This is a genomic window from Streptomyces sp. NPDC006739, assembly GCF_042869815.1.
GTDB lineage: Bacteria > Actinomycetota > Actinomycetes > Streptomycetales > Streptomycetaceae > Streptomyces.
Genome location: NZ_JBIAGM010000006.1, coordinates 365,964 through 382,553, shown reverse-complemented (window position 1 = coordinate 382,553; position 16,590 = coordinate 365,964). Strand labels below are relative to the sequence as shown.

Sequence of the window (16,590 nt, the reverse complement as noted above, 5' to 3'; positions counted from 1 at the left end):
GGACCGGACTCCCTGCCGTCACGGCTTCACCGAGCGGTAGTAGCGGCGGGCGCCCTCGTGCAGGGTGAGCGGGTCGGTGTAGATGGCGGTGCGCAGGTCGACCAGTTGGGCCGAGTGGACGTGCGCGCCGATGCCGTCCCGGCTCTTGAGCACCGTACGGGTCACCCACTCGGTGAGCCGGGGATCCATGTCCGCGCGCGTCATGAGCACGTTGGACACGGCGATCGTCGGCACGGTGGAGCCCTGCTGCGCGGACGGATAGGCCGACTCGGGCATGTTGGTGGCCCGGTAGTAGCGCGCCGCGTCGCCCTCGGCGTGGAGCTTGGTGACGAGGTCGCCGTCGATCGGGACGAACCTGATGGCGAACGTCCGGGCCAGCTCGACCAGCCCGTTGGTGGGCAGTCCGCCCGACCAGAAGAAGGCGTCGATCCCGCCGTTCTTCAGCTGGCCGGGGCCGGTGTCGATGCCGTCCGCCAGCGGCGTGATGTCCTTGGCGGGGTCGATCCCCGCGGCCCGGAGCACCCGGTTCGCTATCAGCCGCACCCCCGAGTCGGGCAGCCCGGTGGCCACCCGCTTGTGCCGCAGGTCCGAGATCGATCGGATGTGCGAGTCGCGGGGCACGACGAGCTGTACGTAGTCGTCGTAGAGCCGGGCCACCCCGCGCAGCCGCGTGGCACCGCTGCCGTGCCGCAGTTCGTACGTCTCCACCGCGTCGGCCGCCGCGATGGTGAAGTCGGCCTTCCCGGTCGCCACCCGCTGGACGTTCTCCTGCGAACCGGCGCTGTTGAGCAGCGTCACCTTCAGGTCCGGCATGTCCTTGCGCAGCTCGGTGCGCAGCCGCTCGCCGTAGTCCTGGTAGACGCCCCGAGGTGTCCCCGTGCTGAAGACGACCGTCCCGCTCGGCGGGTCCTCGCCGAGCGGCAGCAGCCACCACAGCAGCAGCCCGAAGACCACGAAGCCGACGGCCGCGCCCTGGAGCGCGCGGCGCCTGCCGATACGGGGGAACACCTTGGACATGCGCGCGATCCTGCCAGGCCGTCCACGGTCCTGAACAGGGCGGCCCGCGAGGCGGGTGCCGCCGGGCCGGGAGGGGCTGTCAGTGGCCGCCGTTAGAGTCGTCGCATGAGCCGTTCGCCCGCCGACCTCGTCCGTGAGTTCCACCTCGCCTTCGGTCTCGACGCCCGCACCAGACCGTCGGAGGTGTCCCCCGAGCTGGCCGCGCACCGCGGGGAACTGCTCGCCGAGGAGGCGGCGGAGGTCGCCGAGGTCGCGGTCACCGGCCCGCTGGACCGGCTGGCCCACGAACTCGCGGACGTGGTCTACGTGGCGTACGGCACCGCCCTGGTGCACGGCATCGACCTGGACGGGGTGCTCAGCGAGATCCACCGGGCCAACATGAGCAAGCTGGGCCCGGACGGCGAGGTGACCCGCCGGGCCGACGGCAAGGTCCTCAAGGGCGAGCACTACCGGGCGCCGGACGTCTCCGCCGTGCTGCGCGGCCAGGGCTGGATACCGGACGGCACCGCCTGACGCTGCCCGCGGCCCGGGCTTCCCACGTCACGGTTCCTTGTCACAGTTCCTTGGCCGGCCAGTCCAGCAGACGGGCGCCGATGACCGCCGTCTGGAGCATGTAGCGGTGGGCGGGATCGGCCGGGTCGGCTCCGGTGAGCTGATGGACGCGCTCCAGCCGGTAGGTGAGGGCGCGGACACTGAGCGAGAGGCGGCGGGCGGCCTCGGCGGCCACACAGCCGGAGTCGAAGTACGCGGTGAGGGTGTCCAGGAGGTGCTGGGCACCGCCCCGGGCCCCGGTGAGCGGGCCGAGGGCGTCCAGGACGAGGTCGGCCATGGCCTGGCGGTCGCGGGTGAGGACGGGGTAGACCAGCAGGTCGGCGGCGCGCAGAACCGGCCCGTCGAGCCCGAGCCGCTCCCCGAGGTCGAGGGCGTTGACGGCTTCCTCGTACGACTGCACGACCCCGCCGGGGCCGGGCTGGGAGCGGCCGATGGCGACGTGGCCGCCGTCGGTGGCGGCGTGCGCCTGCTTGGCGAAGTACGTGAGCACCTCGCTCTCATCACCCGGAACCACGCACAGCAGCCGGCCGTTCTTGGTGGTGAGCAGGAAACTGCGGTCGTCGAACCGGGCGATCAGCGCCCGCTCCACCTGCCGCACGACCGGCCCGCCCTCGGCGTAGGCGGCCGGCCCCTGAGCGACGGCGACGGCGTGCGTATGGGACATGCGCAGGCCGAAGCGGGCCGCTCGCTGGGCCAGGCGGCCCAGGTCGCTGCGGCCGTAGAGCAGGTCGTCGATGAACTCGCGGCGCGCCGCCTCCTCCTGGCGTACGGCGAGGCGCTGGGCGCGTTCGTAGCCCTCGGCGAAGGCGTCGATGGCCTGGTGCATCGCCGTGAGGGTGCCGTCGCTCGGCCCAGGGGTACGCGGCCAGGCGGCGCGGGTCGCGCCCAGGTGGGCGCTGACCAGGGCGCGCAGCCCGTGGCCGGCCTCGGCGGCCTGCTCGCCCAGGACGCGCCGGCTCTCGATCTCGTCGCGGGTGAGGCGACGGCCGGTGGCGGAGACGTCCGCCAGCAGTTGGGCATAGCCGTGCAGATAGCGCGCGGGTATCTCGTCGTCCGTCACGTCGTCCCCCCGGATCTTGACGCGCCGGTGACGGTTTCCTGACGGCATCCGGCACGCAGACCCTAGTGAACACTGCCGGAAACCGGCAATGCGCGGGCGTGTGCGCCGCGTGCACGATGAGCGCAGGGGAGCACTACGGATGGTCCCGATGCCGGAGCCCGGCAGACAACGGGCGCCCGGCACCGGGACCCCGTACCCCGGCAGGGCAACAGCCGTACGGGGCGGTCGTATCGCAGGACGGGGATGGGGACCATGGGGGCGTTTCTCGCGGCTGCCGCGGGGTTTCCCACCATCCTGTTCAGCTCCGCGCTCGTCGTGGTCGTCGCGTTCTGGCTGCTCGCGGCGCTCGGCCTGCACGCCCACGGCCTCCACGCGCACGGCGTTCACGGCCACGGCCACTCCGGCACCCGGGGGATGAGCGGGGTGCCCGTGACGGTGGCGTTCTCGCTGCTGACCGCGATCGGCTGGCTCGTCAGCCTCAGCGCGACCGTCCTGGTGGTTCCGCTGGCTCCGGCGGGGCTCGCACGGGGCGCGGTGCGGGGCGCCGTACTGGTCGGCGCGACGGCCGTCGCCTGGTGGCTGACCCGGGCGCTGGCCCGGACCCTGCGCCACCTCTTCCCCGACGTCCCCGCCCCCTCCCGGCGGGACTTCGTCGGACTGACCTGCACCATCCGCACGGGGCGGGTGGACCGGGGTTTCGGGCAGGCGGAGGTGCGGGCGGCCGACGGCTCCAGCGCGGTGGTCCAGGTCCGCCAGAGCGGCACGGAAGCCCTCACCAGCGGCAGCACGGGACTGCTGTACGCCTACGACGAGGTGGGCGAGTTCTTCTGGGTGTCCGGGTACGACACGGCCCTCGACCCGCGCCGCTCCACCCCCACCGGCTGATCTCCCTTCTCTTCCTTCGAGGACTCATGTCATGAACGCCATTTCCGTGGGCATCGGTGTGTTCGTCGCCGTCGTGCTGCTCATCGCGCTCACCCTGCTGTTGGTGGTCGGCCGGCTGTTCCGCAAGGTGGAACAGGGGCGGGCGCTGATCGTCTCCAAGACGAAGAAGGTCGACGTCACCTTCACCGGGGCGGTCGTGCTGCCGGTGCTGCACAAGGCCGAGTACATGGACATCTCGGTGAAGACCATCGAGATCCGCCGTACCGGCCGCGAGGGCCTGATCTGCCGGGACAACATCCGCGCCGACATCCACATCAGCTTCTTCGTCCGGGTCAACAAGACCGTCGAGGACGTCGTCAAGGTCGCCCAGGCAATCGGCACCCACACCGCGAGCGACCCGGCGGCCATCCAGGACTTCTTCGCGGCGAAGTTCTCCGAGGCGCTCAAGACGGTCGGCAAACAACTGGACTTCGTCGACCTCTACACCAAGCGCGAGGAGTTCCGGGACCGCATCATCCAGGTCATCGGCACGGACCTGAACGGCTACCACCTCGACGACGCCGCCATCGACCACCTCGAGCAGACCCCCATGTCCCAGCTGGACGCGGCGAACATCCTCGACGCCCAGGGCATCCGGAAGATCACCGAGCTGACGACCCTCGAACACGTGCGCACGAACGAGTTCCAGCGCACCGAGGAGAAGGAGATCACCCGGCAGAACGTCGACGCCCGCGAGACCATCCTGGAGCTGGAGCGACGCCAGGCCGAGGCGGAGATCAGGCAGCGGCGCGAGGTGGAGACACTGCGGGCCCGCGAGGAGGCCGCCACGGCGAAGGTCCAGGAGGAGGAACGGCTGGGCGCGCAGGGCGCGTTCCTGCGCACCGAGGAACAGCTCGGCGTCCAGCGGGAGAACCAGGCCCGGGAGATCGCCGTCGCGCAGAAGAACCGCGAGCGGGTCATCGCCGTGGAGAACGAGCGGATCGAGAAGGACCGCCTGCTGGAGGTCATCGCCCGGGAGCGGGAGACCGAGCTGACCCGGATCGCCAAGGACAAGGAGGTCGAGGGCGAGAAGCGGGACATCGCGGAGGTCATCAGGGAGCGGGTGGCCGTCGACCGTACGGTGGCCGAGCAGGAGGAGTCCATCAAGAAGCTGCGCACCGTCGAGCAGGCGGAGCGCGAGCGCCAGGCGGTGATCATCGCGGCCGAGGCCGAGGCGCAGGAGAAACTGGTCAAGGACATCAAGGCGGCCGAGGCGGCGGAGTCCGCGGCCACGCATCGCGCGGCCGAGCAGCTGACCCTGGCCGAGGCCCGGCTGAAGTCCGCCGACCTCGACGCCCGGGCCAAGCTGCGGCTCGCCGAGGGCGTCCAGGCGGAGTGCGCCGCGGAGGGGCTCGCCGCCGTGCAGGTCCGTGACAAGGAGGCGGAGGTCACGGAGAAGGCCGGCCGCGCGGAGGCGGTGGCCACCGAGGCCCGCATGCGCGCGGAGGCGGAGGGGGCGCGCGCTCTCTCGCTCGCGCAGGCGGAGGGCGCCGAGGCGCGGTTGCGGGCGGAGGCCGAGGGCGCGCGGGCCAAAGCGCTCGCGGAGGCCACCGGTACGGGAGAGAAGCTGAAGGCGGAGGCGGAGGGCCTGAGCCAGAAGGCGGTCGCCATGGCGGCCCTGGACGACGCCTCGCGCGGCCACGAGGAGTACCGGCTGCGGCTCCAGGCGGAGAAGGAGATCCGGCTGGCCGGCCTCGACACGCAGCGGCAGGTCGCCGAGGCGCAGGCCACGGTCCTCGCCACCGGCCTGGAGAACGCCGACATCGACATCGTCGGCGGCGATTCCGTCTTCTTCGACCGGCTCGTCTCCTCGATCACCCTGGGCAAGGGCGTCGACGGCTTCGTCCAGAACTCGCAGACGGCACAGGCACTGGTCAAGCCCTGGCTGGACGGCACCGCGAGCTTCCCCGACGACCTGCGGCACGTGCTGGGCCCGGTCTCCGCGGCGGACGTGCAGAACCTGACCGTCTCGGCCCTGCTGATGAAGCTCATGCGCGGCGGCGGCGACTCCGACGCGATGCGCCAGCTGCTCGACAAGGCGGGCGAACTGGGGCTCGCGGACACCCCGCTCACCGCCCTGAACGGCAGCGCCAGGGCCTGACCATCGGTGCTCCGGAGCCGCCGCACAGGGGACGGCGGCTCCGGTCCCTCCTCCGACCCGCTGAGAGGCCTTCCATGACCACCGGCCCGGACACCGGTACGTACGAGGTGCTGCGCGACCGGCTCGCCGCACAGGCCGCCGAACTGGCCCGGCGAGCCGACGCGCTCAACACCCGCCGTGCCGAGGAGTTCGGCTCGACACGGCTGGAGCCGACCGGCACCGGGCAGCTGCGCACCGGCCAGGCCCGTGTCCCGCGTGACATCGTCGCGGTCGGCGACGCCCTGCTCCTCGGCTGCCGACCGGGCCCCGGTGCGGGCCCCGAACCGACGGTGGACGACGTCCTCGCGCTCTACGACCGCGATCTGCGGCGGCTGCCCGAGGACGCGGTGCCCGGCCTGTTCGACGCCCCCGCGTTCCGGCGCGAGTTCGCCGCCCTGCACCGCTACTTCCGCGACGCCCGGCTGCGCACGCTGCGGCATGTTGAGGGCAAACTGCTCGCCGTCTTCCAGACCGGTGAGGAGGCCGACGACGTCCGGGTCCTGCGCTGGGCGCGCACGGCGGACGGCCGGTGGACGTTCCTCGACGCGCGGGGCGAGCGCGACGACGTCCTGCCGCCGGCCCACGACGTCACCTGGACGGCGACGACCCGCGAGGACCACGTCCTGGGCCGCCACCCGCACGTCTCCATCAAGGGCGAGCTGTTCGTCGCCACCGTCGGCGGCACCCTCACCGTCAAGACCGAGGACGACACCGAAACCGGCGACGGCATCCACGTCGAGCCCGTCGACGAGCCGCTGCAGTCCCTCGCCGACGCGGACATCGCGTACGCGCGCGTGGGCGTCCTGATCCTGCTGCGGGTCCGCCCCTACAAGGAGGAGACCCACCGCCACCTCGTCTTCAACACGCTCACCAGGACGGTGGTCCGCCTCGACGGCATCGGACAGTCCTGCCGCCGGCTCCCCGAGGACCAGGGAATCGTCTTCCCGGGCGGGTACTGCCTGGCCACCGGCGCCGCGAAGACCTTCGACGGCATCGACACGTCCGGACTGGAGTTCGAGCGGATGGTGCGCTCACCCAACGGCGAGGACGTCCTGTTCGCCTACCACGCGCGCGTGGCCGGCCGCCGCCTCCTGCTGCCTTACAACCTGGTCCGCAAGGAGGTGGCCGCGCCGCTGTCCTGCCACGGCTGGGCGCTGTTCGACGACGGCACCCTGATCGCGCTGCGGGCCGAGGGCGGCGAGCCGGCTCGCGTCCACCCCGTCCGGCTGTGGAGTTCCCCGTACGTCTCCGACATCCACGCGGCGGCCCGTCCCGTCGGCACCGGCCCGCTCGCCCGTGTCGGTAACGCCGACCTCGTCCGCGGCATCTCCGACTGCCTGTCCCTGACGACCACGGCCGCCGGGACGGCCCCGACCGCCGAGGTGTACGAGACCCTGGTCGCCGCCTGTGTCCGGGCGGCCGACACCCACCACTGGCTCGGCGACCCCGAACTGGGCGACCTGCGCGCCCCGTTGGACGCCGTCCGGGCCACGGCCGAGCAGGTGCTGACCGAGTTCGAGACCGTCCGGACCCTCACCCGGCAGGCCGCGGACGCCCTGGACCAGAGCGCCGACCGCATCGCCTCCCTCGTACGACGGCTGCGAGCCGAGGCACCCCGCGACGCCGCCGCCTGGGTCGCCGGACTGACCGAACTGCGCCGCGCCCAGGGACGTCTGCTGACCCTGAAGGACCTGCGGTACGCCGACACCGGCCGCATCGACGAACTGGCCTCGACCGTCGGGACCGACCTCGCCTCCTTCGGACAGCGGGCCGTTGCGGCCCTCGCCCGCGAGGACGCCTTCGCCGGCTACCACGACGACATCGCGACCCTCGTCACCGAGGCCGCCGCGCTCACCACGGCCGCCCGGGCCGAGCCCCTGGCCGGCCGGGTCGACGAACTGACCGAGCAGCTGCGGACGGTCACCGAGGTCGTCGGCGCGCTCGACACCGGCGACGCCACCGTGCGCACGTCCGTCCTGGAGCGCGTCGCCGAGGCGGTCGGCGGCGCCAACCGCGCCCGGGCCGTGCTCGACGCCCGCCGCCGCGAACTCCAGGAGCACGAGGGACGGGCCGAGTTCGCCGCCGAACTCGCGCTGCTCGGACAGTCGGTCGCCGGATCCCTCGCCGCCGCGGCCGACCCGGACTCCTGCGACACCCACCTCGCCGGACTGCTGGTCCGGCTGGAGACCCTGGAAGCCCGGTTCGCCGGCTTCGACGACTTCCTCGCCCGGCTCACCGACCGGCGCACCGAGATCTACGAGGCGTTCTCGGCCCGCAGACAGAGCCTGGCCGACGAACGGGCCCGCCGCGCCGAACAGCTCGCCGCCTCCGCCGAGCGCGTCCTCGCCACCGTGAGCCGCAGGGCCGGCACGCTTCCCGACGCCGACGCGATCAGTGCCTACTTCGCCACCGACCCCATGGTCGCGAAGATCCGGCGCACCGCGGACGACCTGCGCGCCCTGGACGACCAGGTGCGGGCGCAGGAGCTGGACGGCCGCCTGGCGGCCGCGCGCCAGGAAGCCGCCCGCGCCCTGCGCGACCGCACCGACCTGTACGACGACACCGGCCGCACCCTGCGCCTGGGCCGCCACCGCTTCGCCGTCAACACCGAGCCGCTCGACCTCACCCTGGTCCCGCACGGCGAGGGCCTCGCCTTCGCGCTCACCGGCACGGACTACCGCTCCCCGGTGACGGACCCGGACTTCGCCGCCACCCGCCCGTACTGGAACCGCCCGCTGCCCTCGGAGTCCCCCGAGGTGTACCGCGCCGAGCACCTCGCGGCCCGCCTGCTGCACGAGCACGGCCCGGCCGCCCTGGCAGGCACCGACCTGGCGGCGCTGGTCCGGCGCACGGCGCAGGAGTCGTACGACGAAGGCTACGAACGCGGCGTCCACGACCATGACGCCACCGCGATCCTCACCGAGCTGCTGCGGCTGTACGAGGGTGCCGGTCCGCTGCGCCACCCGCCGGCCGCCCGTGCGGCCGCCCAGCTCTTCTGGGCGCACGGCACCAGCGCCGGGGAGCGGGACGGCTTGACGCGGCGCGCACGGTCGCTGGCGCGGGCGCGCGAGACGTTCGGGCCCGCGCCCGCCCTCACCGACCTCCACACCGAGCTGGCCGCCCGGGCGGGCGGCGAGGCCGCGGCGGCCTACCTCTTCGAGGAGCTGACGAGCGGACCGGAGGGCTTCGTCATCGGCGCCGACACCCGGACCTTCCTCGACAAGTTCCGGCGCACGACAGGCACCCGCGCCTACGACGACGACCTCACCGCCCTCGACGACCCCGCCGCCCGTCGCCAGTTGGTGGAGGGCTGGCTGTCCGCCTACGCCTCCGCCACCGGCGCGGACCTCGACCCGGGCGACCTGGCCGAGGCGGTGGCCGCGGAACTCTGCCCGGAGCTGATCCGTTACGCACACGACGCCCCGCTCACCGCCACCGTCACCGGACTGCTCGGCACCCACCCCCGCATCACCGGTCGTACGCTCACCCTCCGCATCGACGAGTTCCTCGCCCGCACCGACGCGTTCCGCACCCGCGAGGCGCCCGCCCACCGCGCCCACCAGCGGCGCCGCACCACCCTGGTGAGCGCCGAACGCTCCCGCATCCGGCTGGACCAGTTCCGGCCGAAGGTGATGACGGCGTTCGTCCGCAACCGGCTGATCGACGAGGTCTACCTGCCCCTCGTCGGTGACAGCCTGGCCCGCCAGCTCGGCACGGCCGGCGCCGGCGCACAGGCCGGCACCGGCGGACTGCTGCTGCTCGTCTCCCCGCCCGGCTACGGCAAGACGACGCTCATGGAGTACGTCGCCGACCGCCTCGGCCTCGTCCTGGTCAAGGTCGACGGCCCGGCCCTCGGCCACGACGTCACCTCGCTCGACCCGGCCGAGGCTCCGAACGCCACCGCCCGCCAGGAGGTCCAGAAGATCAACTTCGCGCTGGCGGCGGGCAACAACACCCTCCTCCACCTGGACGACATCCAGCACACCGGGCCGGAGCTGCTGCAGAAGTTCGTCCCCCTGTGCGACTCCACCCGCCGCATCGACGGCGTGTGGGACGGCGAGCCGCGCACCTACGACCTGCGCGGCAAACGCTTCGCCGTCTGTATGGCAGCCAATCCCCACACCGGCTCGGGCGACCGCTTCCACCTCCCCGACATGCTCGCCAACCGCGCCGACGTGTGGAACCTCGGCGACGTCCTGACCGGCAAGGAGGAACTCTTCGCGGCGAGCTTCGTGGAGAACGCGCTGACCGCCAACCCGGTCCTGGCACCCCTCGTCGGCCGTGACCGCGCCGACCTGGACCTGCTGACCCGTCTCGCCCAGGGCGACCCCACCGCCCGGACCGACCGGCTGACCCACCCGTACCCGCCCGCCGAACGCGATCGGATCCTCGCCGTCCTGCGCCACCTGCTGGCCGCCCGGGAGACGGTGCTCGCGGTCAACGCGGCCTACATCGCCTCCGCCGCGCAGTCGGATGCCACCCGCACGGAACCGCCCTTCCGCCTCCAGGGCTCCTACCGCACCATGAACGCGATCGCCCGACGCATCCAGCCGGTCATGGACGGGGCCGAACTCACCGCCGTCGTCGACGACCACTACACGGCCCAGGCCCGGACCCTGACCGGCGGAGCCGAGGCGAACCTGCTGAAACTGGCCGAGCTGAGGGGCACCCTGAGCCCCGAACAGGCGGACCGCTGGGCCGAATTGAAGACGGCCTACCTGCGCTCCCGGACCCTCGGCGGCCCCGACGGGGACCCCCTCACCCGCGCGGTCGCCGCCCTCACCCTGCTCGCCGACCGGGTGGCGGCCGTCGAATCGGCGATCACCCGCGCCACCGGCGGTCAGCGGCGGGACAGCCTTCTCCCGGGACCGCCTACCCTTGAGCCATGACCAGCAGCAGCGACCGGAGCCCCGCAGTGGACGTGCCCGCACCCAAGAGCTACGAGATCCGCACCTACGGGTGTCAGATGAACGTCCACGACTCCGAGCGGTTGTCCGGGCTGCTCGAGGAGGCCGGGTATGTGCGGGCCCCCGAGGGTTCCGACGGGGACGCGGACGTCGTCGTCTTCAACACCTGCGCGGTCCGGGAGAACGCCGACAACCGGCTGTACGGCAACCTGGGCCGGCTCGCGCCGAGGAAGACGAGCCGCCCGGGCATGCAGATCGCCGTCGGTGGCTGCCTCGCGCAGAAGGACCGGGACACCATCGTGAAGAAGGCGCCCTGGGTCGACGTCGTGTTCGGCACGCACAACATCGGCAAGCTGCCGGTGCTGCTGGAGCGCGCCCGGGTCCAGCAGGAGGCGCAGGTCGAGATCGCCGAGTCGCTGGAGGCGTTCCCCTCGACGCTGCCGACCCGCCGCGAGAGCGCGTACGCGGCCTGGGTGTCGATCTCCGTCGGCTGCAACAACACCTGCACCTTCTGCATCGTCCCCGCCCTGCGCGGCAAGGAGAAGGACCGCCGCACCGGCGACATCCTCGCCGAGGCGGAGGCGCTGGTCGCGGAGGGCGTCAGCGAGATCACGCTGCTCGGCCAGAACGTCAACGCCTACGGCTCCGACATCGGCGACCGCGAGGCCTTCAGCAAGCTGCTGCGGGCCTGCGGCACGATCGAGGGCCTGGAGCGCGTCCGCTTCACCTCCCCGCACCCGCGCGACTTCACCGACGACGTGATCGCGGCGATGGCCGAGACGCCGAACGTCATGCCCCAGCTCCACATGCCCCTGCAGTCCGGCTCGGACACGGTGCTGAAGGCGATGCGCCGGTCCTACCGGCAGGAGCGGTACCTCGGCATCATCGAGAAGGTCCGCGCCGCCATCCCGCACGCCGCGATCACCACCGACATCATCGTGGGCTTCCCCGGCGAGACCGAGGAGGACTTCGAGCAGACGCTGCACGTGGTCCGCGAGGCGCGGTTCGCCCAGGCGTTCACCTTCCAGTACTCCAAGCGGCCCGGAACGCCCGCCGCGACCATGGACGACCAGATCCCCAAGGAGGTCGTCCAGGCGCGCTACGAGCGGCTCGTCGCCCTCCAGGAGGAGATCTCCTGGGACGAGAACAAGAAGCAGGTCGGCCGCACCCTGGAGCTGATGGTCGCCGAGGGCGAGGGGCGCAAGGACGGCGCCACCCACCGCCTCTCCGGCCGCGCCCCGGACAACCGGCTGGTCCACTTCACCAAGCCGGAGCAGGAGGTGCGCCCCGGCGACGTGGTCACGGTCGAGGTGACGTACGCCGCCCCGCACCACCTCCTCGCCGAGGGTCCCGTCCTCGGCGTCCGCCGCACGCGCGCGGGTGACGCCTGGGAGAAGCGCAACACCGCAGAGGCCGCCAAGTCGGCGGGCGTGATGCTGGGACTGCCGAAGATCGGCGTCCCGCAGCCGCTGCCGGTGGCGACGGGCAGCGGCTGCGGTTGCGACTGAGCCACTGACTCCCCGGCCGCCGGCTCCGCCGGGGAGGCGTCCTGCGGCGTTACCCTGCCGGACATGCTGGTCGCCGCCGCCGTCTGCCCATGCCCGCCGCTGCTCGTGCCCCGGGTCGCCGCGGGCGCCGCGGCCGAACTGGACGGGGCGCGCGCGGCCTGCGCGGACGCCCTCGGCGTGCTCGCCGCCGCCCGGCCCGACCTGCTCGTGGTCGTCGGGCCCGCGGAGCGCGACGGGCGGGGGCCGTACCCGCAGGGCACCCCGGGTTCCTTCCGTGGCTTCGGCGTCGACCTGGACGTACGGCTGGGCCCCGGCACGGACACCGCGCCGGAACGGGAGCTGCCGCCGTCCCTGGCCGTCGGCGCGTGGCTCCTGGAGCGGGCCGGCTGGGCGGGCGCCCCGGTCGAGGGGCTCGGCGTCGGCGAGCCGCTGGCACCCCGGCGCTGCGTCGAGGCCGGCCGGGAGATCGGTACCCGGGCCGCACGGGTGGGCCTGCTGGTGATGGGCGACGCCAGCGCCTGCCGCACGCTCAAGGCGCCGGGATACCTCGACGAACGGGCGGCGCCCTTCGACACGGAGGCCGCACGGGCGCTCGGCGCGGCGGACCTCGCGGCCATCGAGGCGCTCGACCCCGGCCTGGCGCACGAGCTGAAGGTTTCCGGCCGGGCTCCCTGGCAGGTCCTGGCGGGCGCGGCCGAGCACACGGGCCTCAAGGGGACCCTGCTCTACGAGGACGCTCCGTACGGCGTCGGGTACGTGGTGGCCACCTGGTCCTGAGCCCGGGAAACGGCGGACGGCCGGGAGCCCGCGAGCTCCTCGGCCGTCCGCCGATCGTGTGCCGCTCAGGAAGTCGGTGGCGGTCCTTCCGGCTGGGTGGGGGCCGCGGGGCCGTCGGTTCCGGGGTGATCCTTGTGCGCGAGCCGGTCCATGGCGTCCTTGGCCTTGCCCGTGCCCGCGTGGATCTTGTCGCTGTACTTTCCCTTGGTCCGCTCGTCGACGGCCTGCGCGGCCCTGTCGATGCCGTGCTGGACCTTGTCCCCGTGCTGGCGCGCGAGGTCCGACACCTTGTCCTTGGCCGGGGCGAGCTTGGCCTTCATGTTGTCCAACAGACCCATCGTCCACCTTCCCTTGCGGGACAGTCGTGTGCGTCCCTCACGGGACCGTTACGTACGGGCGCTCTCGCCGGCCTCGTTGTCCGCGGCTTCGTCGGCGGACTGCTGCTTGGGGATCTCGGCGCCCTCGGAAGCGGTCGCCTCGACGGCATCCGGCTCCGCCGGTACGCCTTCCCCGTCGTCCGCGGCCGAACCCTTCACCTCCGAAGCCTTCAAGTCCTCCGCGTCCTCCGAACCCGCCGAAGTCTCCGCGGCCTTGGATCCCTCAGGACCCTCAGTGGCCCCGGCAGGGACCTCCTCGGAAGCCTCCGAGCGGTCCGCACCCTCCGCGCCCTCCAGGGCCGGAACCTCAGCAGCCTCCACAGCCTCTGGAACCTCCGGGCCCGCCGCCGCTACCGACGTCGCCTCCGAGGTTCCCTCCCCGGCAGCCCCCGCCTCGGCGCCACCCGGCTCCGTGCCGCCCTGAGCCTCGGCCGCAGCCTCCCTCGCGGCTTTCGACTTCGACTTCCCAAGGAGTCGTGCAAAAACGCCCATATCCACTCCATACGTTACTCATGCGGGCGAAATCCCGCGTCACCCGGAGCGTCCGTTTGCGCCACCCGGGCCGCCGCCCCTCGAAACCGGCGGCAGGAACCTCGCAACGGGCAACGACCCCGGACCCGTGCCGTCACGTAACTCGTTCGAGGCGGGCCCGCGAGGTTTGCGAGACTGGTGCGGTGAGCAGTGCACCCCCCGCCCCCCGCGTCATCGCCGTCGTCGGACCCACCGCGGCCGGAAAGTCCGATCTCGGCGTCTTCCTGGCCCAACGACTCGGCGGCGAGGTCGTCAACGCCGACTCCATGCAGCTCTACCGAGGGATGGACATCGGCACCGCCAAGCTGACGCCCGAGGAGCGCGGCGGCGTCCCGCACCACCTGCTGGACATATGGGACGTGACGGTCACGGCCTCGGTCGCCGAGTACCAGAGGCTCGCCCGCGCGCGGATCGACGCGCTGCTCGCCGAGGGGCGCTGGCCGATCCTGGTCGGCGGCTCCGGGCTGTACGTCCGCGGCGCCGTCGACAACCTGGAGTTCCCCGGCACCGACCCCGAGGTCCGGGCCCGCCTGGAGGAGGAACTCGTGCTGCGCGGCTCCGGCGCGCTGCACGCGCGGCTGGCCGCCGCCGACCCCGGGGCCGGACGGGCGATCCTGCCGAGCAACGGCCGCCGTATCGTCCGGGCGCTGGAGGTGATCGAGATCACCGGCCAGCCCTTCACCGCCAACCTCCCCGGCCACGACTCCGTCTACGACACCGTCCAGATCGGCGTCGACGTGGCCCGTCCCGAACTCGACGAGCGCATCGCCCGCCGGGTCGACCGGATGTGGGAGGCGGGCCTCGTCGACGAGGTGCGCGCACTGGAGGCGCAGGGCCTGCGAGAGGGGCGCACGGCGTCGCGCGCGCTCGGCTACCAGCAGGTGCTCGCGGCGCTCACCGGCGAGTGCACCGAGGCGGAAGCGCGGGCCGAGACGGTGCGCGCCACCAAGCGCTTCGCGCGCCGTCAGGATTCGTGGTTCAGGCGCGATCCCAGGGTGCACTGGTTGAGTGGGGCCTCGGCGGACCGCGCGGAACTTCCGGAGCTCGCGCTGGCGTTGCTCGAACGACCGGTCACAGCCTGATCACGTGATGGCATCGGGATGCGCCGCCGGTCATCGCGGCCTGCGGCGCCGTGCCATCATCGAGCTTCGATCGCAAGTGGAGTCCTGGTTGGGAGGGCGCGTGGCGATGGAGGCCGGCCCTCGCGACACCGCACAAAGTGCCGAGCATGTCACCACCGACGGTGGTGAAGCGGAACTGGGCGAGCACCGACTCAGCCCCGACGGACCGGACGAGATGCCGGGCGGTGTCACCGACGACGGCCCCGAGCCCGAGGAGATGTTCGCCGGCGGCCCGGAGGTCGAGGTCGAGCTGCGTCCGCAGCGCAGACTGCGCATCTGGCAGCTCGCGCCCATCGTGGCCCTGGCCGCGGTCGGCTCCCTGATGTTCGCCTTCCCGCTCGCCTTCGACTTCGGGGACAGCGGCGCCGTCGTCGCCATGCTGGGCCTGCTGATCTGCTCGTGCGCCGCCGGCTGGGGCATGATGGCCGCCCGCCGGGTCGGCTACACCTGGCCCGGCCTGCCGGCCCGCGGCTCCGCCCGCCGCCCGGACTGGCGCGTCGTCCTCGCCTACGCACTGCTGGTGGCCGTGGTGGCCGTCCTCGCCGTGTGGCGGGTGGCGCGGCTCCGCTAGCATCGCCCGTCGGCTCCGCCTGCGATCCCCTACCGGGAGCCGCTGCCGGTGCGACCGCGCAGACCACCCTGCGGCCCGTCCGTGAGGACTGTCGTACCGAACCCGTACGATCGAGGAATGAGCACGCGGATCGCCTTCCTCAAGGGGCACGGCACCGAGAACGACTTCGTGATCGTCCCGGACCCCGAGAACGCCCTCGACCTGTCCCCGGCCGCCGTCGCCGCCCTGTGCGACCGTCGCGCGGGCATCGGCGCCGACGGAGTGCTGCACGTCGTGCGGTCCGCCGCACACCCCGAGGCCAAGGCGATGGCCGCCGAGGCCGAGTGGTTCATGGACTACCGCAACGGCGACGGGTCCGTCGCGGAGATGTGCGGCAACGGCGTGCGCGTCTTCGCCCGCTACCTCCAGCACGCCGGTCATGTGGCCGAGGGGGACACCGCCGTCGCCACGCGCGGGGGCGTGAAGACGGTCCACATCGCCAAGAACGGTGACGTCACCGTCGGCATGGGCAGCGCGCTCCTGCCCGAAGGGGACGTCACGGTGAGCGTCGGCGAGCGCAGCTGGCCCGCGCGCAACGTCAACATGGGCAACCCGCACGCCGTCGCCTTCGTCGACGACCTCGCGCACGCCGGGGACCTGCTCGCCCCGCCGCCCTTCAGCCCGGCTGCCGCCTACCCGGACGGTGTGAACGTCGAGTTCGTGGTCGACCGCGGCCCTGGACACGTCGCCCTGCGCGTGCACGAGCGCGGCTCCGGCGAGACCCGCTCGTGCGGCACGGGCGCGTGCGCCGTCGCCGTGGCCGCCGCCCGGCGCGACGGCGCCGACCCCGCCGTCACCGGGATCCCGGCGACGTACACCGTCGACGTGCCCGGCGGACGCCTGCTCATCACCGAACGGCCGGACGGCGAGATCGAGATGACCGGCCCCGCCGTCATCGTCGCCGAGGGTGAGGTCGACGCCGAATGGCTGGAAAACGCGGCTCGCTGACCGTGTGAAACGCAAGCCCCGGTGTCGAGGACGCCAGGATCCAAGGGTCCCGGCTGCCACGACCGTTTGAATCCACGGCCGGTCCTGAAACGCCTGGCGCAAAACCGTAAACCTCTCG

General features: G+C 72.9%; 13 protein-coding genes. 9 read left to right on the top strand and 4 right to left on the bottom strand.

Going from position 1 to position 16,590, the window contains the following annotated elements; genetic code table 11:
* Window positions 1-18: 18 nt before the first annotated feature.
* Complete coding sequence (locus tag ACFYMM_RS15950) at window positions 19-1,017, bottom strand: TAXI family TRAP transporter solute-binding subunit (protein ID WP_388386635.1); 999 nt, start codon at window positions 1,015-1,017, stop codon at window positions 19-21.
* A 105-nt stretch (window positions 1,018-1,122) separates the two neighbouring features.
* On the opposite strand from ACFYMM_RS15950, the gene ACFYMM_RS15945 reads away from it, so the two are divergent.
* A complete protein-coding gene (locus tag ACFYMM_RS15945) occupies window positions 1,123-1,530 on the top strand; it encodes a MazG nucleotide pyrophosphohydrolase domain-containing protein (protein ID WP_388386632.1) in 408 nt (135 codons plus the stop codon).
* Window positions 1,531-1,570: 40 nt separating this feature from the next.
* Here the strand turns inward: ACFYMM_RS15945 and ACFYMM_RS15940 are convergent, their stop codons facing one another.
* Window positions 1,571-2,629 (bottom strand): PucR family transcriptional regulator, encoded by a 1,059-nt coding sequence (locus ACFYMM_RS15940; protein WP_388386630.1) that lies wholly within the window; start codon window positions 2,627-2,629, stop codon window positions 1,571-1,573.
* 252 nt (window positions 2,630-2,881) lie between these two features.
* On the opposite strand from ACFYMM_RS15940, the gene ACFYMM_RS15935 reads away from it, so the two are divergent.
* From ACFYMM_RS15935 to ACFYMM_RS15915, 5 genes are all read left to right on the top strand, one after another.
* Window positions 2,882-3,514: a hypothetical protein gene (locus tag ACFYMM_RS15935; RefSeq protein WP_388386628.1), complete on the top strand. Its 633-nt coding sequence runs from the start codon at window positions 2,882-2,884 to the stop codon at window positions 3,512-3,514.
* 31 nt (window positions 3,515-3,545) lie between these two features.
* Entirely contained in the window at window positions 3,546-5,654 is a 2,109-nt protein-coding gene (locus ACFYMM_RS15930; protein ID WP_388386626.1) for a flotillin family protein, read from the top strand.
* Window positions 5,655-5,728: 74 nt separating this feature from the next.
* A complete protein-coding gene (locus ACFYMM_RS15925; protein ID WP_388386624.1) occupies window positions 5,729-10,582 on the top strand; it encodes a DNA repair ATPase in 4,854 nt (1,617 codons plus the stop codon).
* A complete protein-coding gene (gene miaB, locus ACFYMM_RS15920; protein WP_388386622.1) occupies window positions 10,579-12,108 on the top strand; it encodes a tRNA (N6-isopentenyl adenosine(37)-C2)-methylthiotransferase MiaB in 1,530 nt (509 codons plus the stop codon). Before ACFYMM_RS15925 ends, miaB begins: the two co-directional genes overlap by 4 nt.
* Before the next feature lie 63 nt (window positions 12,109-12,171).
* Window positions 12,172-12,885, top strand: a complete 714-nt coding sequence (locus tag ACFYMM_RS15915) for a class III extradiol dioxygenase subunit B-like domain-containing protein (protein ID WP_388386620.1) — start codon at window positions 12,172-12,174, stop codon at window positions 12,883-12,885.
* Window positions 12,886-12,950: 65 nt separating this feature from the next.
* On the opposite strand, the gene ACFYMM_RS15910 is transcribed toward ACFYMM_RS15915, so the two are convergent.
* Together ACFYMM_RS15910 and ACFYMM_RS15905 are read right to left on the bottom strand one after the other, a co-directional pair.
* The gene (locus ACFYMM_RS15910; protein WP_388386618.1) at window positions 12,951-13,223 is read right to left on the bottom strand and encodes an antitoxin; all 273 of its coding nucleotides are present in this window, start codon (window positions 13,221-13,223) and stop codon (window positions 12,951-12,953) included.
* Window positions 13,224-13,271: 48 nt separating this feature from the next.
* The gene (locus ACFYMM_RS15905; protein WP_388386616.1) at window positions 13,272-13,754 is read right to left on the bottom strand and encodes a hypothetical protein; all 483 of its coding nucleotides are present in this window, start codon (window positions 13,752-13,754) and stop codon (window positions 13,272-13,274) included.
* A gap of 182 nt (window positions 13,755-13,936) precedes the next feature.
* Here ACFYMM_RS15905 and miaA point away from each other — a divergent pair, with 182 nt between their 5' ends.
* The 3 genes from miaA to dapF all read left to right on the top strand — a co-directional run bounded on the left by miaA (window position 13,937) and on the right by dapF (window position 16,472).
* Entirely contained in the window at window positions 13,937-14,875 is a 939-nt protein-coding gene (miaA, locus tag ACFYMM_RS15900; protein WP_388386614.1) for a tRNA (adenosine(37)-N6)-dimethylallyltransferase MiaA, read from the top strand.
* 106 nt (window positions 14,876-14,981) lie between these two features.
* Entirely contained in the window at window positions 14,982-15,485 is a 504-nt protein-coding gene (locus tag ACFYMM_RS15895) for a hypothetical protein (protein ID WP_388386713.1), read from the top strand.
* Between the two features lie 117 nt (window positions 15,486-15,602).
* Window positions 15,603-16,472, top strand: coding sequence for a diaminopimelate epimerase (gene dapF / locus ACFYMM_RS15890; RefSeq protein ID WP_388386612.1), 870 nt, complete (start codon window positions 15,603-15,605; stop codon window positions 16,470-16,472).
* The last annotated feature ends 118 nt before the right edge of the window (window positions 16,473-16,590 follow it).